This window comes from Pantoea sp. Ap-870, from assembly GCF_011752515.1.
Taxonomy (GTDB): Bacteria; Pseudomonadota; Gammaproteobacteria; order Enterobacterales; family Enterobacteriaceae; genus Pantoea; species Pantoea dispersa.
Map to the genome: position 1 here is coordinate 31,004 of NZ_VWXG01000014.1, position 23,283 is coordinate 54,286.

Here is a 23,283-nt window from a genome sequence, read left to right on the forward strand (position 1 = left end):
TTAAAATCGCCCCTTTGTTGTTATTGAGAAGCCACCATGTCCGTCAATACTGCTGAATCCCGCCAGCCTGCCACTGCACCAGGCGAGAGCAAAAGTGAACTGATTTACCGTCTTGAAGATCGTCCGCCGCTGCCGCAAACGCTGTTTGCTGCCTGCCAGCATCTGCTGGCGATGTTTGTGGCGGTGATTACCCCGGCACTGCTGATCTGCCAGGCGCTCGGCTTACCGGCGCAGGACACGCAGCACATCATCAGCATGTCGCTGTTTGCTTCGGGCGTGGCGTCCATTCTGCAAATCAAAACCTGGGGACCGGTGGGTTCTGGCCTGCTGTCGATTCAGGGCACCAGCTTTAACTTTGTCACGCCGCTGATCATGGGCGGTATGGCGCTGAAAAACGGCGGTGCCGATGTGCCAACCATGATGGCGGCGCTGTTTGGTACCCTGATGGTGGCTTCCTGTACCGAGATGCTGCTGTCACGCGTGCTGCACCTCGCGCGCCGCATCATCACGCCGCTGGTGTCCGGCATTGTGGTGATGATTATCGGTCTGTCGCTGATTCAGGTCGGCCTGACCTCGATTGGCGGTGGCTTCGCCGCCATGAACGATCACAGCTTTGGGGCGCCGAAAAATCTGCTGCTGGCCGGTGCCGTGCTGGTGGTTATCATCCTGCTCAACCGCCAGCGCAACCCTTATCTGCGCGTCGCGTCGCTGGTGATCGCCATGGCGGTGGGTTATGCGCTGGCCTGGGCGCTGGATATGCTGCCCGCTACCTCTGCACCAACCAACCAGGCGCTGCTGGCCGTGCCATCGCCGCTCTATTACGGCCTGGGTTTTGACTGGAATCTGCTGATCCCGCTGATGCTGGTGTTTATGGTGACCTCGCTGGAAACCATCGGCGATATTACCGCCACCTCCGATGTCTCCGAACAGCCGGTCAGCGGTCCGCTGTATATGAAGCGTCTGAAAGGCGGCGTGCTGGCCAATGGTCTCAACTCGTTTGTGTCGGCGCTGTTCAACACCTTCCCTAACTCCTGCTTTGGTCAGAACAACGGGGTGATTCAGCTGACCGGCGTGGCCAGCCGCTACGTGGGCTTTGTGGTGGCGCTGATGCTGATCGTACTCGGCCTGTTCCCGGCGGTGAGCGGCTTTGTGCAGCATATTCCGGAACCGGTACTGGGCGGTGCCACCATCGTGATGTTTGGTACCATTGCCGCTTCTGGCGTGCGTATCGTGTCGCGCGAGCCGCTCAATCGCCGCGCCATTATGATCATCGCGCTGTCGCTGGCGGTGGGCCTCGGCGTATCGCAACAGCCGCTGATTCTGCAATTTGCCCCGGACTGGCTGAAAACCCTGCTGTCATCCGGCATCGCCGCCGGGGGTATCACCGCTATCGTGCTTAACCTCGTCTTTCCGCAGGAAAAGTAATGCTGCTGGCAGGCTACGGCCTGCCTGTTATTTATCCGCTTTTTCATCCAGGCTGTTGAGCTGTAACGGTAATTCAGGCATAACAACCACTCACCGGATAAATATCGGGATGGATGGATGCGATGAAATTTTTAGGCAAGTTTTTCCTTACCTTGTTACTGCTGATTCTGCTGGCGCTGGTGGTTCTCTATGTGCTGCTGCAAACCCAGTGGGGCGCAGGCTGGTTTAGCCGTTGGGTAAGCGATAAAACCGCCTGGCATTTGTCGCTGAGTAAGATTGAGCACAACTTCTCCTCGCCTTCCCACATCATCCTGGATGACTTCAGCTTCGGCCACGACGGCCAGCCGGCGGTACTGGTGGCGAAGCGCGTCGATCTCGGACTGGCACTGGTGCAGTTCAGCGATCCGCTGCATTTCGACAGCATTGAAGTGCGCGACGGCGACATCAACCTCGCTAACCAATCACCACAAACCACGCTGCCGATTCAGGCCAACCGGCTGCAGCTCAATAACGTGCAGATCGAAAGCCCGCACAGCGCCCTGCCGCTGGCGGCGCAGCGGGTCAACGGCGGCATTGTGCCGTGGAAGCCCACGCCTGACGATATGCTGGGCAGCGATGCGCAGTTCCAGATGAGCGCAGGTGCCATGACGCTGGACGGCGTCGCCGGTAACAACGTGCTGCTGCAGGGCAATATCGCCAAACGCCGGCTGGTGCTGAGCAATATCGGCGCCGATCTGGCGCGCGGCTCAATGACCGGACGGGCCGAGCGCGACGCGCAGGGTAACTGGCAAATCAACCAGCTGCGTCTTAACGATATTCGTCTGCAAACCCAACAGAGCCTGAGCGAGTTCCTCAGTCCGCTGCGTGACGTGCCTTCGGTGAGCATCAACCGGCTGGATATGACCGATGCGCGCCTGCAGGGCCCGGACTGGGCGGTGACCGATCTCGATCTGACCCTGAAGAACATTACGCTGCGCGGCGATGACTGGCAGAGCGACGACGGTTCGCTGGCCATGAACGCCGGCAACTTTATTAACGGCAGCTTTGAACTCAACGATCCGATCGTCAACGCCGAATTCTCACCGCAGGGCATTCAGCTGACGCAGTTCAGCTCCCGCTGGGTCAACGGCGTGATTCGCGCCAGCGGCAGCTGGACGCGCAGCGATAAGCGCCTGACGCTTGACGATTTAGCCATTGCCGGCCTGGAATACACGCTGCCGCAAAACTGGCGCGATCGCTGGCAGCAGACGCTGCCGGGCTGGCTGGATAGCGTGCTGGTGAAGCGTGCGACCGCTAACCGTAACCTGGTGATTGATATCAATCCGGCCTTCCCGTTCCAGATGACCGCGCTTGATGGTAATGCAGAGAATCTGCTGCTGGCGCGCCAGCATCAATGGGGCATCTGGGCGGGCAAAGCCAGCTTTAACGCGGCGGAAGCCACCTTTAACCGCACCGATTTGCGCCATCCGTCGATTAGCCTGAACGCCAGCGATCGGCAGATTGAGGTCAGCGAGATGAGCGCCTTTAACGGTAGCGGATTACTGGAAGGCACGGCAACCGCAGGACAGGAAGCACAGCGTCCGTTTACGCTGAACCTGAAAGGCCAGGCGGTGCCGGCAAACGTGCTGCAAAACTGGGGCTGGCCTGCGCTGCCGCTGAGCGGTAGCAGTAATTTGCAGCTGCAGCTGAAGGGCTCGCTTAGCGCGGGCGCCCCGCTGCGTGCCAGCGCAGAAGGCAGTTTGTCGGTGACGACGGATACGCAGTCGGTGCAGCAGACGATGCGTGGCGGGCAGGTGCAGTGATGATTGCATGACCTATCGCGCTGAAAAGCGCGATGCGGGTCAGTTGCGCTTTTTTGGTCGCCATTAATGGCGACCCTACAAAATCAATGCACCGTTTTTCCAGGGTGCGCATTCATGCGCACCGGGGTGATCGGATTAATTTTGTGGCTGCGCGCTGCGTGGTTAATTAATACGCGCGCCTGAACCGCCCTCTTCCAGCGGTCCGTCGGGATCGGCGGGTAACACGATGTAGACACCTTCAAACACCGCGCCCAGCTCATCATCCCCAAAAAGCTCCACCTCCATCTGTACGCGAGCTTTTCGTCCGCGCGCCAGCCGGTCGAGATCGCCGCTCAGCGAGCCGAGATCGGCGATGGCGCCGGGCCGTCCGCTGATGGGTTTGCTATAGCGAATATGTGCATCGGCCAGAATGATGGTGCCGCCAAGATGGCGTTCACGCAGCAGCAGCCAGATCAATCCCCAGCCGGTGAGCGTGGCGAGTGAAAACAGGCTGCCGGCAAACAGCGTGTGGTGCGGATTCTGGTTGCCAGCTTCCGGCATGGTGGTGACAAACTTCTGCCCGGTGTACTGCAAAATACGCACGCCCATTTTTTCGCTCAGCGGGATGTGTTCGTACCACGCCTGCTGCAGCTGTCCACACCAGTCGGCGCGATGCAGAATATCATCCAGCGTCACCACCGGTTTAATCATCAGGAAGTGACGCACCGGCGTGGTTTGCGGTGCGGTAATTTCGCCCTGATTGACAAAGCCGAGCTTGGCAAAGAACTCCACCGCATCCTCGCGCGCGCTACAGGTGACGCGTTTGGCCCCTTCCTGGCGCGCCACCGACTCCAGCGTCATCGCCACCAGCGTACCCAGCCCTTTGCCCTGCACCGACGGATGCACCGCCAGAAAGCGGATCGCCGCTTCATTTTCCGCATTGATATACAGCCGGCCTACCGCTACCGGTTTGCCGTGCTCATCCACCACCATCTGGTGATGCGCCAGCGCATCCCAGGCATCACGTTCTGAGCCCTGCGGCTGGCGCAGCGGCTTCCGTAACATTTCCCAGCGGAACTGGTAATACATATCCAGCTCTTCCGCCGTTTGCGGTACGCGAAGATGATACATAAAGTGATTCTCTCGTTCGGAGCTTGCGTGGCTGATCCCTTGCCGCTCGGCTAAAAATCTCACACCTGTAACCAGAAGGTCACCGGACCATCGTTAATTAGTGAAACCTGCATATTGGCGGCGAAGCGCCCGTTGGCGGTGGTGACGCCCAGCGCCCGGCAGCGATCGCTGAAGTCGTGATAGAGGCGCTCCGCTTCCGCCGGATGCGCGCCGCCAGAGAAAGAGGGACGCATGCCTTTTTGCGTGTCGGCCGCCAGGGTGAATTGCGAGACCACCAGCACGCTACCGCCTGTCTGCTGTACGCTGAGGTTCATTTTGTCGTTCTCATCGCCAAAGATACGGTAGCCCAGCACTTTCTCCGCCAGGCGCTGTGATTTCTGCTCGTCATCGCCCTTTTCCACCCCCAGCAGCACCAGCAGACCGGCGCCAATTTCGCCCACCGTGGCGTTATCCACGCTGACGCTGGCGCGCGTCACACGCTGAATCAAAGCAATCATGTTTCCTCTCGTTCTTTATCGCGTTCCTGCTGTTTTAACTGGCGATAGTCATCCAGCGTGACGGTCACTTCCGCGCCTAACAACACAATACACCAGGTCCAGTAAACCCACAGAAACAGGATGGGGATCACCGCCAGCACGCCGTAAATTAACTGATACGAAGGAAACATCGTAACATAGAGCGCAAAGCCTTTTTTGCCCAGCTCGAACAGCAGACCCGCGACCACCGCACCTATCAACGCATCGCGTCCCGGCACACGCCGCGTCGGCACAATGCTGTATAGCAGCCAGAAGGCGAGAATCGACAAAACCAGCGGGAAGATGCGCAGCGCCTGATCGATCAGGCTGGTGACGCCGGTCACGTTCACCCAGCGCAGCGACAGCAGATAGGAGCTAATAGCCAGACTGGCACCGGCCAGCAGCGGTCCCAGCGTCAGGATCATCCAGTAGACCGCAAAGGAGTAAACCATCGGGCGCGGCTTATCGCTGCGCCAGATGGCGTTGAGCGCGCTGTCGACCGAGTGCATTAGCAGCAGCGCAGTGACAATCAGCCCGACCGCCCCCACCGCCGTCATTTTGTTGACGTTGGCGACAAACTGATCGAGATAGCGCTGAATCACATCCCCGGCGGCTGGCATGAAGTTAGTGAAGATGAAGTTCTTCAGCTGCACGCTGATGTCCGAGAACACCGGGAAGGCGGCAAACAGCGCGAATACCACGGCAATCAGCGGCACCAGCGCCAGCAGCGACACGTAGGCCAGATTACCGGCCTGCGTGGTCATGTTGTCTTCATCAATGCGGCGCCACAGCAGTTTGATCCACAGGAAAAACGCATGCGCCGAGTGGCGCAGATGAGTTCGCATGGTCACTCAGCGACGGCTCGCAAACCAGTCAGGCACGGTTTTCGCATCTTCGACCAGCACGCTCTCAATGCCCAGCGCGCGCGCCGCATCAACATTGGCCTGGTTGTCATCAAAGAATACCGCCTGATCGGCGGTGAAGCCTTCATGCTCCAGTACGTAGTGCCAGATGCGCGCTTCTGGTTTGCGCATGCCGATATCCTGCGACATATAGATGTGGTCGGCAGCCTGCTGCACTTCCGGATACTGCGTTGGCCAGAACTCGAAATGCAGCTGGTTGGTGTTAGACAGAATCACCACGCGCTCGCCGCTGGCGCGCAGCTGGTTCATGATCGCCAGCGTTTCCGGACGCACGCCGACAAATACCGCCTGCCAGCCAGCGGTGAACTGCGGATAGCTCAGGGCAATATCGAGCTGGTCACACAGCCGCGCGGCAAACTCCGGGTCGCTGATTTCGCCCCGCTCGTGCTGCTCGAAGGTCTCGTCCATGCGAAAACGGCTCTGCAGCGTGGCAAGCGGCACGCGTCCCAGATCGCTCCAGACGCCGAGTACCCGATTGAAATCGATATCAACAATCACATTGCCTAAATCAAAGATGTACAGCATGACACCTCTCCTCTACGTTCCCTGGATCATTCACTCTAGCGGTAAAAGGCAAGCCTGAACAGGTACGCTTAGGGGAAATCCGCATTCCGCAAGCGGGGTCTGATTTCGTGCGGGTCACGCTGCCTCAGACGGCAGGCAAAAAAAAGCCCCGCGGGTGCGGGGCTTATTATCAGACGATTTCGCTTACTCTTTGCTGCCGCGAGACGCGCGTTTGCGATCGTTCTCGGTCAGGTGGCGTTTACGAATACGTACTGACTGCGGCGTCACTTCTACCAGTTCGTCATCATCGATGAACTCGATAGCCTGCTCCAGCGTCATTTTCTGCGGTGGTACCAGGGTGGTCGCTTCGTCAGTACCTGACGCACGCATGTTGGTCAGTTTCTTACCGGTCAGGCAGTTTACGGTCAGGTCGTTAGAACGGCTGTGAATACCGATGATCTGGCCTTCATACACTTCCGCACCGTGACCGAGGAACAGCTTACCGCGATCCTGCAGGCCGAACAGGGCGAAGGCAACCGCTTTACCCTGACCGTTGGAGATCAGCACGCCGTTCTGACGCTGGCCCACTTCGCCCGGACGCACGTCGTCGTAGTGGCTGAAGGTGGAGTACAGCAGACCGGTACCGGAAGTCATAGTCATGAATTCGTTACGGAAGCCGATCAGACCACGGCTTGGGATCACGTAGTCGAGACGTACGCGGCCTTTACCATCCGGATCCATGTTTTTCAGGTCGCCTTTACGCTCACCCATCGCCTGCATCACTGAACCCTGGTGGGTCTCTTCGATGTCGAGGGTAACGTTTTCGAATGGCTCCTGCTTGCGGCCTTCGAATTCACGGTAGATAACTTTCGGACGGGATACCGCCAGCTCGTAGCCTTCACGACGCATATTCTCGATCAGAACTGACAGGTGCAGCTCACCACGACCGGATACGCGGAATGCATCGGCATCTTCGGTTTCTTCTACGCGCAGCGCTACGTTGTGCACCAGCTCTTTGTTCAGACGCTCAAGGATCTGACGCGACGTCACAAACTTACCTTCTTTACCACAGAACGGTGAGGTGTTGACGTTGAAGAACATGGTTACGGTTGGCTCATCCACGCTCAGCGCTGGCAGCGCTTCCACATTCTGCGTGTCGCAGATGGTGTCGGAGATGTTCAGCTCGCCCAGACCAGTAATAGCGATGATGTCGCCCGCTTCAGCCAGATCGGATTCAATACGCTCCAGACCCAGATGGCCCAGCACTTTACCGACTTTCGCGTTACGGGTTTTCCCTTCGCTGTCGATTACAGTAACCTGCTGGTTTGGCTTCACTTTACCGCGCTTGATGCGGCCGATACCGATTACGCCGAGGTAGTTGTTGTAGTCCAGCTGCGAGATCTGCATCTGCAGTGGGGCTTCAACTTCAACCTGCGGTGGAGAAACGTGGTCGACGATGGCCTGATACAGCGGGGTCATGTCGTCAGCCATGTCGGTGTGATCCAGACCGGCGATACCATTCAGCGCAGACGCATAAATGATCGGGAAATCGAGCTGCTCGTCAGTCGCGTCGAGGTTAACGAACAGGTCAAATACCTGGTCCACAACCCAGTCCGGACGCGCACCAGGACGGTCAACTTTGTTGATGACTACAATCGGCTTCAAACCGTGGGCAAAGGCTTTCTTGGTTACGAAGCGGGTTTGCGGCATAGGGCCATCCATCGCGTCTACAACCAGCAGCACCGAATCCACCATGGACATGACGCGCTCAACTTCACCACCGAAGTCGGCGTGTCCCGGGGTATCAACGATGTTGATACGGTAGTCGTTCCATTTGATGGCGGTGTTTTTCGCGAGGATGGTAATCCCACGCTCTTTCTCCAAATCGTTGGAGTCCATCACGCGCTCAGTCGCTTCGGTACGGGCATCAAAAGTACCGGACTGTTGCAGCAGTTTGTCAACCAGGGTGGTCTTACCATGGTCAACGTGCGCGATGATGGCGATGTTACGCAAATTTTCGATCACAGCTTTGCCTCAGGCATTATAGAAATAACGCGGTATTGTACACGGATTAAGCGAAAGACTGAACATGATCACAGTTTTCGCCGAAAGATTCTCGCAGTGCGCGTTTTTAGCACCAATAACGGTGCATTAAGCTGCACTTTGATGGCGCTTTGCACCATTTAAGTGCTTACCCCTAAACTGACGGCACTATTTTGGTGCATTCCATCCACGCTGGTGCAGCCGTCGTCTCACCGCAGCGCGCATCACAGCGCCATTTTCACCATTGTAATAAAGTTGGCACAGAATTCGCTTTATATCTTTTAAGCGAAAACGACAGTTGCACAACGGTTGAAGAGCTTGCCGAGATCTTGGTCAGGGGTGGTCAGTAGTCGTGACACATTCCCGGCAACAGAAGTTCTCTCACCACGACGACAAAATGACCATTTCCAGGAGAGTTGAGTATGTCCGCTGAACACGTTCTCTCGATGATGAACGAGCACGAAGTTAAGTTTGTTGACCTGCGTTTTACCGATACTAAAGGTAAAGAACAGCACGTTACTATCCCTGCTCACCAGGTTAACGCTGACTTCTTCGAAGAAGGCAAAATGTTCGATGGCTCTTCCATCGGCGGCTGGAAAGGCATTAACGAATCAGACATGGTGCTGATGCCGGATGCAACAACTGCCGTGATGGATCCGTTCTTCGAAGATCCAACGCTCATCATCCGCTGTGACATTCTCGAGCCAGGCACGCTGCAGGGCTACGATCGCGATCCACGCTCCATTGCCAAGCGCGCAGAAGAGTTCCTGCGTTCTTCCGGCATCGCCGACACCGTACTGTTCGGACCTGAGCCAGAGTTCTTCCTGTTTGACGACATCCGTTTCGGCTCTTCAACTTCCGGCTCACACGTGGCTATCGACGACATCGAAGCAGCCTGGAACACCGGTAAAGAGTACGAAGGCGGTAACAAAGGTCACCGTCCAGGTCTGAAAGGCGGCTACTTCCCGGTGCCACCGGTTGACTCATCACAGGACATCCGTTCTGCCATGTGTCTGACCATGGAGCAGATGGGTCTGGTGGTTGAAGCGCATCACCACGAAGTGGCTACTGCTGGTCAGAACGAAGTGGCTACCCGCTTCAACACCATGACCAAGAAAGCTGACGAAATTCAGATCTACAAATATGTCGTGCACAACGTCGCGCACGCCTACGGCAAAACGGCTACCTTTATGCCGAAGCCAATGTTTGGCGACAACGGTTCCGGTATGCACTGCCACATGTCACTGTCTAAAGGCGGCGTAAACCTGTTCTCTGGCGACAAATACGGCGGCCTGTCTGAAACTGCCCTGTTCTACATCGGCGGTATCATCAAGCACGCTAAAGCCATCAACGCCCTGGCAAACCCGACCACCAACTCATACAAGCGTCTGGTCCCAGGCTACGAAGCACCGGTAATGCTGGCTTACTCAGCGCGTAACCGTTCTGCCTCTATCCGTATCCCGGTGGTGGCCAGCCCGAAAGCACGCCGTATCGAAGCGCGCTTCCCGGATCCAGCGGCTAACCCATACCTGGCGTTCACCGCACTGCTGATGGCCGGCCTCGACGGCGTGATCAACAAGATCCACCCTGGCGATGCGATGGACAAAAACCTGTACGACCTGCCGCCGGAAGAAGAAGCTGAGATTCCAAAAGTGGCCGGTTCACTGGAAGAAGCGCTGAACGCACTGAACGAAGACCGCGAGTTCCTGACCCGTGGCGGCGTGTTCACCGATGACGCTATCGATGCTTACATCGAACTGCGTAAAGCTGACAACGACCGCGTACGCATGACGCCGCACCCGGTTGAGTTCGAACTGTACTACAGCGTTTAATCCTTAAAAGATTCGCGCAGATGCACCGTAGCCGCCAACGCCGCGACGGTGCTAATCCTGGCGCTGAAGATTTTTTGTTGCCGTGGAAACTTTAGCCCATCTCCGGATGGGCTTTTTTCACCGCGAATTCATCGTTCGACGGATAGATTTGCGTCCCCAAAGGCTATAATGCACTAATTTAGTGCAGAGGAACGCTGTATGGCAACTGGCACGCTGCCCGACGCGGGGCAGATTCTCAACTCCCTGATCAACAGTATTTTGCTGGTCGATAACGATCTGGTTATCCACTACGCCAACCCGGCGGCCCAGCAATTACTGGCGCAAAGCTCACGAAAATTGTTCGGCACGCCCTTACCGGAACTTACCGGCTATTTTTCGCTGAACATTGAGGTAATGAGCGAGAGTTTAGGGGCAGGCCAGGGCTTTACCGATAGCGAAGTCACGTTAGTGGTGGATGGCCGCGCGCACATTATGTCGCTCACGGCACAGCGTCTACCCGACGGATTTATTCTGCTGGAAATGGCGCCGATGGATAATCAGCGCCGTCTCAGCCAGGAGCAGATTCAGCACGCTCAGCAGGTTGCCGCGCGCGATCTGGTACGCGGCCTGGCGCACGAAATTAAAAACCCGCTCGGCGGATTGCGCGGCGCGGCACAGCTATTATCGCGCGCCCTGCCCGATCCGGCGCTGAATGAATATACCAAAGTGATTATTGAGCAGGCCGACCGGCTGCGTAACCTGGTCGACCGCCTGCTGGGTCCGCAGCAGCCCGGACTGCACGTGACCCAGAGCATCCATCAGGTGGCTGAACGTGTGGTTAACCTGGTGTCGATGGAGCTGCCGGAAAACGTCTCGCTGGTGCGTGATTATGACCCCAGCCTGCCGGAGCTGCCACACGACCCGGACCAGATTGAGCAGGTGCTGCTCAACGTGGTGCGTAACGCGCTGCAGGCGCTGGGCGAAGCGGGCGGCACCATTGTCATCCGCACCCGTACCGCGTTTCAGCTGACGTTACACGGCACGCGTTACCGGCTGGTGGCGCGTATCGACATTGAAGATGATGGCCCGGGCATTCCGGCCCAGCTGCAGGATACGCTGTTCTATCCGATGGTCAGCGGACGCGAAGGCGGCACCGGTTTAGGTCTCTCTATCGCCCGCAGCCTGATCGATCAGCATTCGGGAAAAATTGAATTTAACAGTTGGCCAGGCCACACCGAATTCTCGGTTTACCTGCCTATTCGCCAGTGAGGTTTCTATGCAACGAGGGATAGTCTGGATCGTCGATGACGATAGCTCCATCCGCTGGGTGCTTGAACGTGCGCTCACTGGAGCCGGTTTAAGCTGCGCCACCTTTGACAGCGGCAACGAGGTGCTGGATGCGCTCTCGACCAAAACCCCGGACGTATTATTGTCGGATATTCGTATGCCAGGCATGGATGGTCTGGCGCTGCTGAAGCAGATCAAACAGCGTCATCCGATGCTGCCGGTCATCATTATGACCGCGCATTCGGACCTCGACGCGGCGGTCAGCGCTTATCAGCAGGGCGCGTTTGATTACCTGCCAAAGCCGTTTGATATTGATGAAGCGGTCGCGCTGGTAGAGCGCGCCATCAGTCACTATCAGGAGCAGCAACAGCCGCGCAATCAGCCGGTAAGCGGCCCGACCACCGATATCATCGGCGAAGCGCCGGCGATGCAGGATGTCTTCCGCATCATCGGCCGTCTGTCGCGTTCGTCGATCAGCGTGCTGATCAACGGCGAGTCCGGTACCGGTAAAGAGCTGGTCGCGCATGCGCTGCATCGCCACAGCCCGCGCGCCAAATCCCCGTTTATCGCGCTGAACATGGCGGCGATCCCGAAGGATTTGATCGAATCGGAGCTGTTTGGCCACGAGAAAGGCGCGTTTACCGGCGCGAACCAGATTCGTCAGGGCCGCTTTGAGCAGGCCGATGGCGGCACGCTGTTTCTCGACGAAATCGGCGATATGCCGCTTGATGTACAGACGCGCCTGCTGCGCGTGCTGGCCGATGGCCAGTTCTATCGTGTTGGCGGCTATGCGCCGGTCAAAGTGGATGTGCGCATCATCGCCGCCACCCACCAGAATCTGGAACTGCGCGTGCAGGAGGGCAAATTCCGTGAGGACCTGTTCCATCGCCTCAACGTGATTCGCGTGCATCTGCCGCCGCTGCGTGAACGTCGCGAGGATATTCCGCGTCTGGCGCGCTACTTCCTGCAGGTCGCAGCGCGTGAGCTGGGCGTGGAAGCGAAAATTCTGCACCCGGAGACCGAAGCCGCGCTGACGCGACTGCACTGGTCGGGTAACGTGCGTCAGCTGGAGAACACCTGCCGCTGGCTGACGGTGATGGCCGCGGGCCAGGAAGTGCTGATTCAGGATCTGCCGCCGGAGCTGTTTGAGTCGAGTACGCCGGAAAATCCGGTGCAGTCGCTGCCGGACAGCTGGGCAACGCTGCTGGCGCAGTGGGCAGACCGCGCGCTGCGTTCCGGTCATCAAAACCTGCTGTCAGAAGCACAGCCGGAGATGGAGCGTACGCTGCTGACCACTGCGCTGCGTCATACGCAGGGCCACAAGCAGGAAGCGGCACGTTTACTGGGCTGGGGCCGCAATACGCTCACGCGTAAACTGAAAGAACTGGGCATGGAATAACGCGGAAAAGTGTAAAAGGGTTATTTATTGCACACTTTCTGCGCGTAACATCTGTACAGACCGGTGCCGTTCAGTATCATACGGGCGGCAATCGGGAGAGGCTAACATGTTGCAATCTGTCATCCAGCTGATCGCGCATAACGTGGCGGCAATCGGTAATGCTGTGACTCACTCACCGCAAACCGCGCTGGCCGCCGTGGTCTGCGCCATCAGCGTCAGTCTGTTCAGTTAACATAAAGGGAGCGTTTGCTCCCTTTATGCTTAAATCACCCGCGAAAATTGCTGCATCCGTGCTTTCTGCCGCAGATAGCGGTCAAAGCACATGCAGATGTTGCGAATCAGCAGACGGCCAATGCCGGTGACCTGCAGCCGGCGCTCACCGATCTCAAGCAAGCCGTCCGCCACCAGCGGCGCCAGCAGCGCTAAGTCCTCAGCAAAATAGCGTTCAAACACCACTGGCCACCGGGCTTCGATGTCGGCAAAATCCAGCGCAAAGTTACAGATCAGCGCTTTGATTACATCCCGCCGCAGACAATCATCTTCGCTGAGAGATAAGCCGCGCCACAGCGCATGGCCCTGCTGCTCAACGCTGGCATACCAGGCTTTTAACTCTTTCTGATTCTGCGCATAGCTGTCGCCCAGCATGCTGATGGCCGAAACGCCCAGCCCGAGCAGTTCGGTTTCGCCCTGCGTGGTGTAACCCTGGAAGTTGCGATGCAGTACGCCGGCGCGCTGCGCCACCGCCAGTTCATCATCCGGTTTGGCAAAGTGGTCCATGCCAATAAACTGGTAACCCGCACCGGTCAGCGTCGCGATGGTTTGCTGCAGGATTTGCAGCTTCTGCGCCGCCGTCGGCAGCTCCTCATCTTTGATTTTGCGCTGAGCGGCAAACAGCGCAGGCATGTGCGCATAGTTGAAGACGCTGAGGCGATCCGGATTGAGCGCAATCACCCGCTGCAGCGTAAAGGCAAAGCTCTCTGGCGTCTGCAGCGGCAGGCCGTAGATTAAATCCAGACTGACTGAGCGGAATCCCTGCGCGCGGGCACGCTGCACCAGGGCGAAAATGGTCTCTTCATCCTGAACGCGGTTGACCCGCTCCTGCACCACCTTGTTGAAATCCTGCACGCCCATGCTCAGGCGATTGAAGCCCTCTGCGCGCAGATGATCGATCATCTCCAGCTCAATTTCACGTGGATCGACTTCGATCGACATCTCAACGTCGTCAGCGATGTCGAAATGGCTGCGCAGCAGCGCCACCAGCCGGCTGACCTGCTGCTGATTAAGGAAGGTGGGCGTGCCGCCGCCCCAGTGCAGCTGCGTAACGCGACGGCCGGCAAACAGCGGAGCGCGCTGACGAATCTCCTGCGCCAGTACCTCCAGATAGCGATCGGCCTTATGCAGCTGGCGCGTCACGATTTTATTGCAGCCGCAGAAGTAACACAGACGATGGCAGAACGGGATATGCACATACAGTGACAGCGCGCGCTCGGGATAGCACTCAACCGCGCGCTGAAAATCGCTCGCGCCAAAGCTTTCACTGAATTCCAGCGCGGTGGGATAGGAGGTGTAACGCGGACCGGCGTAATTGTATTTTTCGATGAGCCGCTGATCCCACTCAATCTGCTGCGATGACATGCTCACTCCTTACGGTGACGTCGTCTGAGGGCGGGTCGCGTGGCAGAAGAGGAGACGAAGCGCTGGGCGGAACGCCGCCGTAAGCGCGATTTCAGCCGCGACAGGCGGCGTAGTTTAAACAATAACCACAGCAGATAACATGTCAGCAGCAGCGCTAAAATTGATCCAGGCCAAAACATAGGTGAATACCTGTTTAGCGCGGCATGCGCAAAGCCGCATGCCGATCAAAAATGGCGGTTAGTGGCCCTTAAGCAGGCGCATCATATCCTCTTCTGCCTGCTCGTCTTCGGCGTCGTCGTCCAGCGCAATGCCCAGCGTTTCCATCAGCTCGTCAATGCGATCCAGCGTCTCATCCAGCCACGCCTGATCTTCTGCGCTCAGGGTTTCGCCGCTCTCAAGGCGATCGAGCAGCGTGTCGAGACGCTCATCGTTCTCCAGCTTCGCCAGCTCTTCCTGCGGCGTCAGGCGCACTTTTTCGGCTTTGGGCTTTGGCTTCGCCACTTTCTTTTCGGGCAGGGTTTTGCCGTCCGCCACCAGCGCGACTGGCTTTTTGCTGCCCACGCGCGGATCGGCGCTCTTTTTGCTGTGCCCTTTACCGGCGCTTTGCGTTTCCGGGTTGGCGCGGCTGCCGGATTTGTGGCCGCTGTGCTTTTTATCGCGCTTGCGATCGCGGGCTTCCTGGTTCAGTTCTTCACGCGATTTGCGTTTCGCTTTAGCAGCAGGTTTGCCACGCTGGGCTGGTGCAGGTTGCTTCATGTGTTCGGTCTCGGCGATGCCTGGTGAGTTCAGTATAGAATTGCGGCGAAATCTAGCAGAAAGATGACAAAGAAAAAAGGCGATAGCCTGTGCTATCGCCTTATTTCGCACCTTCATACGAAGGAAACACGCGTCAAATCCTTTACGGCTCACAACGTCCCGGTTGCTCCATCGCCACATCGCTCCTGCGAGTAATCCCTGTCCCTGTCCGATTCCTGCCTGAATCGCTCTCCTGCCATGCTCGCGGTCATCCCCGACGCTCCTGAGCTCATCATCCTGATGGGTGCTGCCGTGCACTGACAACAAATGTAGACCAAACAGTAAATTGAACAAGTGAGACTTGTCTCTAATTTAGAGCGGTCTTTTTCATGCTTAACGTAATACATTGAAAATAAACAATATTATAACGAATGAATGTTGCATGAATCCGTCATCACTGGTAGCAGTTAGCGGCGATCTCTTACAAAATGGCGCGTTAAGACGCCTGTCGGGCACTTTTGCGCCATAACAGGTATAATCAGCGCCATTGCCCGATCATTCTGCTGGAGTTTTACATTGTCTGCTTTGAACTATCACGTCACCCATTTCATGCTCAGCGCGCCGGATATTCGTCATTTACCGGCGGATACGGGCATTGAAGTTGCCTTTGCCGGGCGCTCAAATGCAGGCAAATCCAGCGCGCTGAATACCCTGACCAACCAGAAAAGCCTGGCGCGTACCAGTAAAACACCAGGCCGCACGCAGCTGATTAACCTGTTTGAAGTGGTGGAAGGCAAACGCCTGGTGGATTTACCAGGTTACGGTTATGCGGAAGTCCCGGAAGAGATGAAGCGTAAATGGCAGCGCGCGCTGGGTGAATATTTGCAGAAACGTCAGGCCCTGAAAGGACTGGTGGTACTGATGGATATCCGCCATCCGCTTAAAGATCTCGATCAGCAAATGGTTGAGTGGGCGGTGCAGAGCGGTATCCCGGTTATGATTTTGCTGACTAAAGCCGACAAGCTGGCTTCCGGTGCCCGTAAAGCGCAGCTGAACATGGTGCGTGAGGCATCGCTGGCATTTATGGGCGATGTCCAGGTCGAGATGTTCTCATCGCTGAAAAAACTGGGCGTCGATAAGCTGCGTCAGAAACTCGATACCTGGTTTAGCGAGCTGACCCCGGCGCAGGAAGGCGACGGTGAAGCGCTGTCAGAATAGCGCCAGAGTGGGCCTTTGCGTCCGCTTTTTTTCAGAAAAAGCCCAATAAAAAACGCCCCAGTCATAAATGACTGGGGCGGCTAATATTCAGCCAAATCCGATTACGTGAAGTAAAAGGTCTGAAAGATAGAACATCTTACCTCTGTACCCTACGCGATGAACTTTACCCGATTTTTTCTGACCAACAAAGGGTTTTTTGTTGTTAAGTTTCAGAATTCGACATCTTTTTTACCAGCTTCGTCACATTTTCGCGCAGGGCATGTAGTTTAATTACCAAAAAAATGCTTAGCCGATAAGCAGTTACTTAACCTGTATTTTACCGTCAGTTTTGATGACCGGCTGAACCGATTAAGTAAACTTTTTTCTTATGACGTTACCCGCCGCCTGCATCTGCGGCGGGCAGCGGGCCCTTAGTGCGCCTGATCCCAGTTATCACCCGTTCCCACTTCAACCTGCAGCGGTACATCCAGCTTCATGCTGTTCTCCATCAGTTCGCGGATCGTCTGGCTGGCACCTGCGACGGCATCTTTGTGGATCTCAAATACCAGTTCATCGTGTACCTGCATGATCATTTTCACCTCGTCACTGTTCTGCTGCAGCAGCCAGCCGTCAACGGCGATCATGGCACGTTTGATGATGTCCGCCGCGGTGCCCTGCATCGGTGCGTTGATCGCCGCACGTTCGGCGGCTTTACGGCGAATAGCATTGCTGGAGTTGATGTCCGGCAGCCACAGACGACGACCATCCAGCGTCTCGACGTATCCCTTATCCGCGGCTTGCGCGCGCGTCGCTTCCATATAACGCAGCACGCCCGGATAGCGCTCAAAGTAGAGATCCATGTACTTCTTCGCTTCGCCGGCACCAATGTTCAGCTGTCGCGACAAACCAAATGCGCTCATGCCATAAATCAGTCCGAAGTTGATTGCTTTCGCACTGCGGCGCTGCTCACCGGAAACCTTGCTCAGCGCCACACCAAACACTTCGGACGCCGTGGCGCGGTGGATATCCTCACCCTGCGCAAACGCATCCAGCAGGCCTTTGTCCTGCGACAGGTGCGCCATAATTCGCAGCTCAATCTGCGAATAGTCGGCGGCCACGATGCGCTTATCCGCGCCCGCAATAAACGCCTGACGAATGCGCCGTCCCTCTTCGTTGCGCACCGGAATGTTTTGCAGGTTCGGGTCGGTCGAGGAGAGTCGTCCGGTGGCCGTCACCGCCTGGTGATAAGAGGTGTGTACCCGGCCGGTGATCGGATTGATCATCTGCGGCAGCTTATCGGTGTAAGTGGATTTCAGCTTCGACAGGCCGCGATGCTCAAGAATCACTTTCGGCAGCGGATAGTCGAGCGCCAGCTCAGCCAGCACTTCTTCACTGGTCGATGGCGCGCCGCCCGGCGTTTTCTTCGTCGGCTTAATACCCTGCTTCTCAAACAGAATGGTTTGCAGCTGTTTGGTGGAGGAGAGGTTGAAAGGCTCGCCGGCCAGCTCGTGCGCTTTCTGCTCCAGCTCGGCCAGACGCGTGGTCAGCTCCTGCGAATGTTTCGCGAGGATGTTCTGATCGATCAGCACACCGTTGCGCTCTACGCGGGAAATGACCGTCACCAGTGGCATCTCAATCGCCTCGAATACCTGCTTCGGACCGGCTTCCTGCTCCAGCTTCGGCCACATCTGCAGGTGCAGCTGCAGCGTGACGTCAGCGTCTTCTGCCGCATAGTGCGCAGCCTGCTCAAGAGCGATCTGATTGAAGGTGAGCTGATTTTTACCTTTACCGGCGATTTCTTCGAAAGTGACGGTTTTGTGGTTAAGCCAGCGGGCCGCCAGGCTGTCCATGTCATGCTTACCGCCGACGCTGTTCAGGCAGTAAGACTCCAGCATGGTGTCGAATTTGATGCCGTTCAGCTCAATATCGTAATTTTTCAGTACGCCACGATCGTACTTCAGATTCTGCCCGACCTTCGCTGCTTTACTGTCCTCCAGCAGCGGTTTCAGCTGCTTCAGCACCGCGGCGCGATCCAGCTGCGGTGGCGCGTCAAGATAGTCATGCGCCACCGGCAGGTAAGCGGCCTCGCCCGGTGCCACGGCGAAGGCAATGCCGACAATATTAGCGCTCAGGGTATCCAGCGAATCGGTTTCCAGATCAAAAGCAAACACGTCGGCGCTTTGCAGTTTTTTCAGCCAGTCGGTAAAGGTCGCCTCGTCGAGGATGGTGACATAGCCGTCGGATGACAGCACGCTGACCGTTTCCGCTGCTGCCACGGCGGGTTCATCCGGCAGCGATTTCTGCGCCTGGCTATTGCTCTTTTTACCCTGCAGCCATTTTCCTTCCTGCAGATCGGCAAGCCAGCGTTTGAATTCATAGCGGCTGAACAGCGTCTGCAATGCTTCGACGTCAGGCTCGTTAACCGTCAGCTGCTCGCAGGCCAGCTCCAGTTCCACATCGGTTTTGATGGTCGCCAGCTGGTAGGAGAGAAATGCCACATCGCGATTCTGCTCCAGCTTCGCCGCCATGGTTTTTGCTCCACGGAAGGAGAGCCCGGCCACTTTATCAAGGTTGTCGTAGATGGATTGCATGCCGCCCAGCCCCTGCAGCAGCGCCTGTGCGGTTTTCTCGCCCACGCCCGGAACGCCCGGGATGTTGTCCGAGCTGTCGCCCATCATGGCGAGGAAATCGATAATCAGCGAAGGCGGTACTCCATATTTCTGCTCGACTTCTTCCGGACCGAGCACGGTGTTGGTCATGGTGTTAATCAGGGTAATGCCCGGCGTCACCAGCTGCGCCATGTCTTTATCGCCGGTGCTGATCAGCACCGCACGCCCCTGCTTTTCCGCTTCCAGCGCCAGCGTGCCGATTACGTCATCGGCTTCCACGCCGGACACAGCCAGCAGCGGCAGCCCCATGGCTTTTACCATCTCGTGCAGCGGCGCGATTTGCGCGCGTAAATCGTCCGGCATCGGTGGACGATGCGATTTGTAATTTTCAAACAGCTCATCGCGGAACGTTTTGCCTTTGGCATCGAAGACCACAGCCACATGGCTGGGTTGATACTGCATCAGCAGGCTTTTCAGCATGTTGAGCACACCATACATGGCGCCGGTTGGCTCACCCGCACTGTTGGTCAGCGGCGGAAAGGCATGATATGCACGGTAGAGGTAGGAAGAGCCATCTACCAGAATCAGGGGATTTTCTGCAATTTGCGCCATAGGTTTGTATTTTCTTCGTTGCGATAATCAGGGTTATAAGGATGCCACAACCAGCGAACAATGTTGAAGTAACAGCAGAAAGTGAGGATCTTTTTCGCGGTTACGCGGCGCGGATCGCAAGGATCATCTTGTGGATAACTTTGTGCGTAAAATTCATAACGTATTGTTATTTACGTTAATTGCAATCATTTTACGATTAAAATATTTTTACAATCAGTCAGTTATAATCTTGCCGTGATACGAAACACCTTTTTAAAAAGGCGATCGTCTATGTGGATATTAAGCGAAAGGGTAATCAAAAAACGCTGGCGGTAAGGGATGAATGGCTTAGTGAATTAAGGATATGGTGTGGGTTGGTTTCACTGTAGCGGCGGGTGATAACCGCGCCGCTACAGCATAAGCCATCGCGTTGTCAGCGCTTAATTACTTTTTCTCAACCAGGAATTTCACGACGTTGGCATAATCCGCCACGAAGTTATCCATTGAGCTGGTGTCCAGGCCGCCGTTGTTAACCATGTATTTGCCGTTAACGAAAATCGCCGGTACGCCCTGCAGATTAACATCCGAGGCCGCTTTCTGCTGCTGTGCGACCAGCGCCTTCACGGCGAAGCTGTTCCACGCTGCATCGTAATCTTCAGAGGTGATACCCGCTGCTTTAATAAAGGTTTCTTTCAGGCTGGCTGCGTCGGTAATGGTCTGGGTCTTCTGGATACCGTCGAAAATCGGTGCGGTCACTTTATCTTCCACACCCAGCGCCATTGCCACTGCCCACGCATGCGTGACCACCGGACCGAAGTCGCCGCCGAGGAAATCAACGTGATATTTGGTCACTTTGGTGTCCGCTGGCAGATTTTTTCTTACCGCATCGCTGACGTGGTAAATGCGTTCAAACTGGTAGCAGTGCGGGCAGAAGAAGGAGAAGAATTCCATAACCTGCGGCTCACCGGCGACCGGTTTTGGCAGCGTAACGTACTGTTTACCGTCGTTGAACTGTGCCGCTGAGGCGCTAAATGCCAGCATCAAACCTACCAGCGCAAACCAAATCTTTTTCATCGTGAGAACATCTCCTGAGTACTTCATTAAAATTGCGGGCTAAGCTGTAACGGCGGTTCGTGTAACAGCCTTTCCTGCTCGATAAATAGTGCAATCTGCCGGCGCCAGAAGTCCTCATCGGTCATCCAGGGGAAGGCGCGCGGAAAAGCGGGATCCTGCCAGCGGCGTACCACCCAGGCCAGATAATAAACCATGCGCATGGCGCGTAAAGACTCAATCAGTGTCAATTCGTGTAAATCGAAATCACCAAATTCGTTATACGCTTCCAGCAAAATATCCCACTGGATCAATTGTTCCTGACGGCTGCCGTTCACCAGCATCCACAAATCCTGCACAGCCGGACCGGTGCGCGCGTCATCGAGATCGACAAACATCGGCCCATCGCGCCACAGAATATTGCCGGGATGGCAGTCACCGTGCAGCCGGAGCGGTTGCCACTGGCTATGCCAGCTCTGCTGCAGCGTGGCGCTGAGTTTATCTAACGCATTCAGTAGCGCATCCTTCAGCGAGGCGGGCACCAGCGCGCTCTGTTCCAGCTGCAGACGTGGCTCAACCACATACTCCTGCAGGCCCAGAGTGGGCCGCTGGCGGAACGGGCTGTGGCGTCCGGTTTGATGGATACGGCCAAGGAAACGACCTACCCACTCCATTTGCTCTTCATTGTCGGTTTCATACTGCCGGCCACCGAGGCTGGGGAACACCGCGAACATAAAGCCAGCGTGCTGATTGAGCGTATTGCCCTGCAGCGCCAGCGGTGCGGCAACCGGCACTTCATCATCCAGCAGATCCTGAGCAAACCGATGCTCTTCAGCGATCTGCGCGGCGCTCCAGCGTTGCGGACGATAAAACTTAGCGACATAGCGTCGCTTATCCTCATCGCTGAACTGATAGACGCGGTTTTCGTAGCTGTTCAGGGCGGTTAAGCCGGACTCGACCCGCAGACCGGCATCCCAGAGCGCATCGAGGATGACGTCGGGATTCAGCGTCTGAAAATTAAAAGCGGCTTCGCTCATCATTGTGCCTATGTGTTACCTGTGCGTTGAACGCGCAAGGATAACACTACTCATCATCCTTGATCACACCGCGCGCACGTAATAGCGCGCTTTTGAAGTCCACTTCATAATCTTTCTTCAGACCCGGGATCACAGCCTGACTACCGGCATCACGCATTTTGAGATGGTAAATCAATACGTCATCGCTTAATTCACTTAATGGGCCACTGAAACCTGATTCCTGCGCCAGTTTTTGTAAAAATGCCAGCAGGTTGAGATCGGGTTCTTGCTGCCAGGCAGGCTGCAGCAGTTCGAGCAGTTCATTGAGTCGGTGATATTTCATCATTGATTCCTTTGCGCAGGTGGTTCGCTACCGCGAGTTAAGTATCGTCCAGAATAAACAGGGAGACGAAGATGACCGCATTTACCGGTGTGATCCTCGCAGGCGGGCAAGGCAGCCGTATGGGAGGTCAGGATAAGGGCTTGCTGCCATTACAGGGCAAACCGCTTTATCAGCACGTTCTGCAGCGTTTACAGCCGCAGGTCAATATTGTGTTGATTAGCGCCAACCGTAACATTGATCGTTATCAGGCAAGTGGTTGTCAGGTGATTCGTGATTCGCTGCCTGATTATCCCGGTCCGCTGGCAGGCATGCTCAGCGGCCTGCGGCACAGCCAGACCGAATGGGTGGCGTTTTGTGCCTGCGATACGCCGTGGCTACCGCAGGATTTTGTTGCACGGCTGTGGCAGCAGCGTGGTGCAGCAGCCGCCGTGTGGGTGACATCGGGTCAGCGTGATCATCCGGCGCTGGCTTTGGTGCATCGTGCGCTGGCTGATAATCTGGAAGCGTGGCTGCTGCGCGGAGAACGCCGTCTGATGCAGTTTATGTGTGAACATGGCGGACACAGCGTACTGTTTGATGATGATGAAGCCGCCTTCCGCAATATCAATACGCCTGACGATTTGGTTAATGAGGAAAGTTCGTGATGAGTGTGCCGTTACTGGCGGTGGTGGGCTGGAGTGGCACCGGCAAAACCACCCTGTTACAACAGGTGATTCCGCTACTGAGAGCGCAGGGCATTCGCCCCGGGCTGATCAAGCATACCCATCATCAGATGGACATCAATACGCCGGGAAAAGACAGTTATCTGCTGCGCAAAGCGGGAGCCGATCAGGTGATCGTCGCCAGCGAGAATCGCTGGGCGTTGATGTGTGAAACGCCACAGCAGCCGCTAAGTTTGATGGAGCTGGCAGGCCGTATGGACGCTGACGCGCTGGATCTGGTGCTGGTCGAGGGGTTTAAACAGGAACCCGTGCCCAGGATGGTGCTATGGCGGCGCGGCGTTAAGGGAGAAATTGATGAATTGCTGGATGACTGGGTGATTGCCGTAGCGACGGATGAAGCGTTAGCGCTTCAGGTACCGGTGCTGGATATCAATCAGCCTGATCAGGTTGCAGAGTATATTGTTCAGTGGCTAAAAAACCGTTAATCACACGTTTTTCGGCGGGAAATTTGCCGAAGTACGGACGTAAAAAAGCCCCGGACTTTCGTCCAGGGCTTTTTTACTGGTTTGATGCCTGGCAGTTCCCTACTCTCGCATGGGGAGGCCCCACACTACCATCGGCGCTAC

20 protein-coding genes are annotated in these 23,283 nt (G+C 56.4%); 9 read left to right on the forward strand and 11 right to left on the reverse strand.

Annotated features, from left to right (window positions below; translation table 11 throughout):
* The first annotated feature begins 36 nt into the window (after nt 1-36).
* Both F3J41_RS22685 and F3J41_RS22690 read left to right on the forward strand, forming a co-directional pair.
* The gene (locus F3J41_RS22685) at nt 37-1,425 is read left to right on the forward strand and encodes an NCS2 family protein (RefSeq protein WP_021507110.1); all 1,389 of its coding nucleotides are present in this window, start codon (nt 37-39) and stop codon (nt 1,423-1,425) included.
* A 122-nt stretch (nt 1,426-1,547) separates the two neighbouring features.
* Nucleotides 1,548-3,227 (forward strand): AsmA family protein, encoded by a 1,680-nt coding sequence (locus F3J41_RS22690; RefSeq protein ID WP_166712559.1) that lies wholly within the window; start codon nt 1,548-1,550, stop codon nt 3,225-3,227.
* Nucleotides 3,228-3,389: 162 nt separating this feature from the next.
* Here the strand turns inward: F3J41_RS22690 and fabY are convergent, their stop codons facing one another.
* The 5 genes from fabY to typA form a co-directional block, all read right to left on the reverse strand.
* On the reverse strand, nt 3,390-4,337 hold the full coding sequence (gene fabY / locus F3J41_RS22695) for a fatty acid biosynthesis protein FabY (RefSeq protein WP_021507112.1): 948 nt from the start codon (nt 4,335-4,337) through the stop codon (nt 3,390-3,392).
* A gap of 59 nt (nt 4,338-4,396) precedes the next feature.
* Entirely contained in the window at nt 4,397-4,834 is a 438-nt protein-coding gene (gene dtd, locus F3J41_RS22700; RefSeq protein WP_021507113.1) for a D-aminoacyl-tRNA deacylase, read from the reverse strand.
* Nucleotides 4,831-5,697 (reverse strand): virulence factor BrkB family protein, encoded by an 867-nt coding sequence (locus F3J41_RS22705; protein WP_021507114.1) that lies wholly within the window; start codon nt 5,695-5,697, stop codon nt 4,831-4,833. The genes dtd and F3J41_RS22705 overlap by 4 nt, the downstream gene beginning before the upstream one ends.
* Nucleotides 5,698-5,703: 6 nt before the next feature.
* The gene (gene yihX / locus F3J41_RS22710; protein ID WP_021507115.1) at nt 5,704-6,300 is read right to left on the reverse strand and encodes a glucose-1-phosphatase; all 597 of its coding nucleotides are present in this window, start codon (nt 6,298-6,300) and stop codon (nt 5,704-5,706) included.
* A 183-nt stretch (nt 6,301-6,483) separates the two neighbouring features.
* Nucleotides 6,484-8,304: a ribosome-dependent GTPase TypA gene (gene typA / locus F3J41_RS22715; protein WP_058771001.1), complete on the reverse strand. Its 1,821-nt coding sequence runs from the start codon at nt 8,302-8,304 to the stop codon at nt 6,484-6,486.
* A 440-nt stretch (nt 8,305-8,744) separates the two neighbouring features.
* On the opposite strand from typA, the gene glnA reads away from it, so the two are divergent.
* The 4 genes from glnA (at nt 8,745) to F3J41_RS22735 (ending at nt 13,051) form a co-directional block, all read left to right on the forward strand.
* A complete protein-coding gene (gene glnA, locus F3J41_RS22720) occupies nt 8,745-10,154 on the forward strand; it encodes a glutamate--ammonia ligase (RefSeq protein ID WP_031279641.1) in 1,410 nt (469 codons plus the stop codon).
* Nucleotides 10,155-10,352: 198 nt separating this feature from the next.
* Entirely contained in the window at nt 10,353-11,402 is a 1,050-nt protein-coding gene (glnL, locus tag F3J41_RS22725; RefSeq protein WP_021507118.1) for a nitrogen regulation protein NR(II), read from the forward strand.
* A gap of 7 nt (nt 11,403-11,409) precedes the next feature.
* The gene (gene glnG, locus F3J41_RS22730; protein WP_031279642.1) at nt 11,410-12,819 is read left to right on the forward strand and encodes a nitrogen regulation protein NR(I); all 1,410 of its coding nucleotides are present in this window, start codon (nt 11,410-11,412) and stop codon (nt 12,817-12,819) included.
* A gap of 106 nt (nt 12,820-12,925) precedes the next feature.
* Complete coding sequence (locus tag F3J41_RS22735; protein ID WP_021507120.1) at nt 12,926-13,051, forward strand: YshB family small membrane protein; 126 nt, start codon at nt 12,926-12,928, stop codon at nt 13,049-13,051.
* 29 nt (nt 13,052-13,080) lie between these two features.
* Here F3J41_RS22735 and hemN read toward each other — a convergent pair whose 3' ends face one another.
* Both hemN and yihI read right to left on the reverse strand, forming a co-directional pair.
* Nucleotides 13,081-14,454 carry an oxygen-independent coproporphyrinogen III oxidase gene (gene hemN / locus F3J41_RS22740; RefSeq protein ID WP_166712561.1) on the reverse strand — a complete coding sequence of 458 codons (1,374 nt, stop codon included), beginning with the start codon at nt 14,452-14,454 and terminating at the stop codon, nt 13,081-13,083.
* A 237-nt stretch (nt 14,455-14,691) separates the two neighbouring features.
* Nucleotides 14,692-15,210 (reverse strand): Der GTPase-activating protein YihI, encoded by a 519-nt coding sequence (gene yihI, locus F3J41_RS22745; protein ID WP_058770999.1) that lies wholly within the window; start codon nt 15,208-15,210, stop codon nt 14,692-14,694.
* Nucleotides 15,211-15,765: 555 nt separating this feature from the next.
* Between yihI and yihA the strand changes: the two genes are divergently transcribed.
* Entirely contained in the window at nt 15,766-16,407 is a 642-nt protein-coding gene (gene yihA / locus F3J41_RS22750; RefSeq protein ID WP_031279643.1) for a ribosome biogenesis GTP-binding protein YihA/YsxC, read from the forward strand.
* A 410-nt stretch (nt 16,408-16,817) separates the two neighbouring features.
* Here the strand turns inward: yihA and polA are convergent, their stop codons facing one another.
* From polA to F3J41_RS22770, 4 genes are all read right to left on the reverse strand, one after another.
* Nucleotides 16,818-19,607: a DNA polymerase I gene (gene polA, locus F3J41_RS22755; protein ID WP_166712563.1), complete on the reverse strand. Its 2,790-nt coding sequence runs from the start codon at nt 19,605-19,607 to the stop codon at nt 16,818-16,820.
* 423 nt (nt 19,608-20,030) lie between these two features.
* Nucleotides 20,031-20,660, reverse strand: a complete 630-nt coding sequence (dsbA, locus tag F3J41_RS22760) for a thiol:disulfide interchange protein DsbA (protein ID WP_021507125.1) — start codon at nt 20,658-20,660, stop codon at nt 20,031-20,033.
* 26 nt (nt 20,661-20,686) lie between these two features.
* On the reverse strand, nt 20,687-21,673 hold the full coding sequence (locus tag F3J41_RS22765) for a serine/threonine protein kinase (RefSeq protein ID WP_166712569.1): 987 nt from the start codon (nt 21,671-21,673) through the stop codon (nt 20,687-20,689).
* A 46-nt stretch (nt 21,674-21,719) separates the two neighbouring features.
* Entirely contained in the window at nt 21,720-21,995 is a 276-nt protein-coding gene (locus F3J41_RS22770; RefSeq protein ID WP_021313943.1) for a YihD family protein, read from the reverse strand.
* 71 nt (nt 21,996-22,066) lie between these two features.
* On the opposite strand from F3J41_RS22770, the gene mobA reads away from it, so the two are divergent.
* Both mobA and mobB read left to right on the forward strand, forming a co-directional pair.
* Complete coding sequence (gene mobA, locus F3J41_RS22775; protein ID WP_059011685.1) at nt 22,067-22,639, forward strand: molybdenum cofactor guanylyltransferase MobA; 573 nt, start codon at nt 22,067-22,069, stop codon at nt 22,637-22,639.
* A complete protein-coding gene (gene mobB, locus F3J41_RS22780) occupies nt 22,639-23,142 on the forward strand; it encodes a molybdopterin-guanine dinucleotide biosynthesis protein MobB (RefSeq protein ID WP_166712565.1) in 504 nt (167 codons plus the stop codon). The genes mobA and mobB overlap by 1 nt, the downstream gene beginning before the upstream one ends.
* Nucleotides 23,143-23,283 lie beyond the last annotated feature (141 nt).

Excerpts from the sequence above, each read along its gene's own strand:
- yihX (WP_021507115.1), bottom strand. The coding sequence starts at position 6,300 with ATGCTGTACATCTTTGATTTAGGCAATGTGATTGTTGATATCGATTTC.
- polA (WP_166712563.1), bottom strand. The coding sequence starts at position 19,607 with ATGGCGCAAATTGCAGAAAATCCCCTGATTCTGGTAGATGGCTCTTCC.
- dsbA (WP_021507125.1), bottom strand. The coding sequence starts at position 20,660 with ATGAAAAAGATTTGGTTTGCGCTGGTAGGTTTGATGCTGGCATTTAGC.
- F3J41_RS22735 (WP_021507120.1), top strand. The coding sequence starts at position 12,926 with ATGTTGCAATCTGTCATCCAGCTGATCGCGCATAACGTGGCGGCAATC.
- glnA (WP_031279641.1), top strand. The coding sequence starts at position 8,745 with ATGTCCGCTGAACACGTTCTCTCGATGATGAACGAGCACGAAGTTAAG.
- F3J41_RS22765 (WP_166712569.1), bottom strand. The coding sequence starts at position 21,673 with ATGAGCGAAGCCGCTTTTAATTTTCAGACGCTGAATCCCGACGTCATC.
- fabY (WP_021507112.1), bottom strand. The coding sequence starts at position 4,337 with ATGTATCATCTTCGCGTACCGCAAACGGCGGAAGAGCTGGATATGTAT.
- F3J41_RS22685 (WP_021507110.1), top strand. The coding sequence starts at position 37 with ATGTCCGTCAATACTGCTGAATCCCGCCAGCCTGCCACTGCACCAGGC.
- yihI (WP_058770999.1), bottom strand. The coding sequence starts at position 15,210 with ATGAAGCAACCTGCACCAGCCCAGCGTGGCAAACCTGCTGCTAAAGCG.
- mobB (WP_166712565.1), top strand. The coding sequence starts at position 22,639 with ATGAGTGTGCCGTTACTGGCGGTGGTGGGCTGGAGTGGCACCGGCAAA.
- hemN (WP_166712561.1), bottom strand. The coding sequence starts at position 14,454 with ATGTCATCGCAGCAGATTGAGTGGGATCAGCGGCTCATCGAAAAATAC.
- mobA (WP_059011685.1), top strand. The coding sequence starts at position 22,067 with ATGACCGCATTTACCGGTGTGATCCTCGCAGGCGGGCAAGGCAGCCGT.
- F3J41_RS22770 (WP_021313943.1), bottom strand. The coding sequence starts at position 21,995 with ATGAAATATCACCGACTCAATGAACTGCTCGAACTGCTGCAGCCTGCC.
- F3J41_RS22705 (WP_021507114.1), bottom strand. The coding sequence starts at position 5,697 with ATGCGAACTCATCTGCGCCACTCGGCGCATGCGTTTTTCCTGTGGATC.
- glnG (WP_031279642.1), top strand. The coding sequence starts at position 11,410 with ATGCAACGAGGGATAGTCTGGATCGTCGATGACGATAGCTCCATCCGC.
- F3J41_RS22690 (WP_166712559.1), top strand. The coding sequence starts at position 1,548 with ATGAAATTTTTAGGCAAGTTTTTCCTTACCTTGTTACTGCTGATTCTG.
- glnL (WP_021507118.1), top strand. The coding sequence starts at position 10,353 with ATGGCAACTGGCACGCTGCCCGACGCGGGGCAGATTCTCAACTCCCTG.
- dtd (WP_021507113.1), bottom strand. The coding sequence starts at position 4,834 with ATGATTGCTTTGATTCAGCGTGTGACGCGCGCCAGCGTCAGCGTGGAT.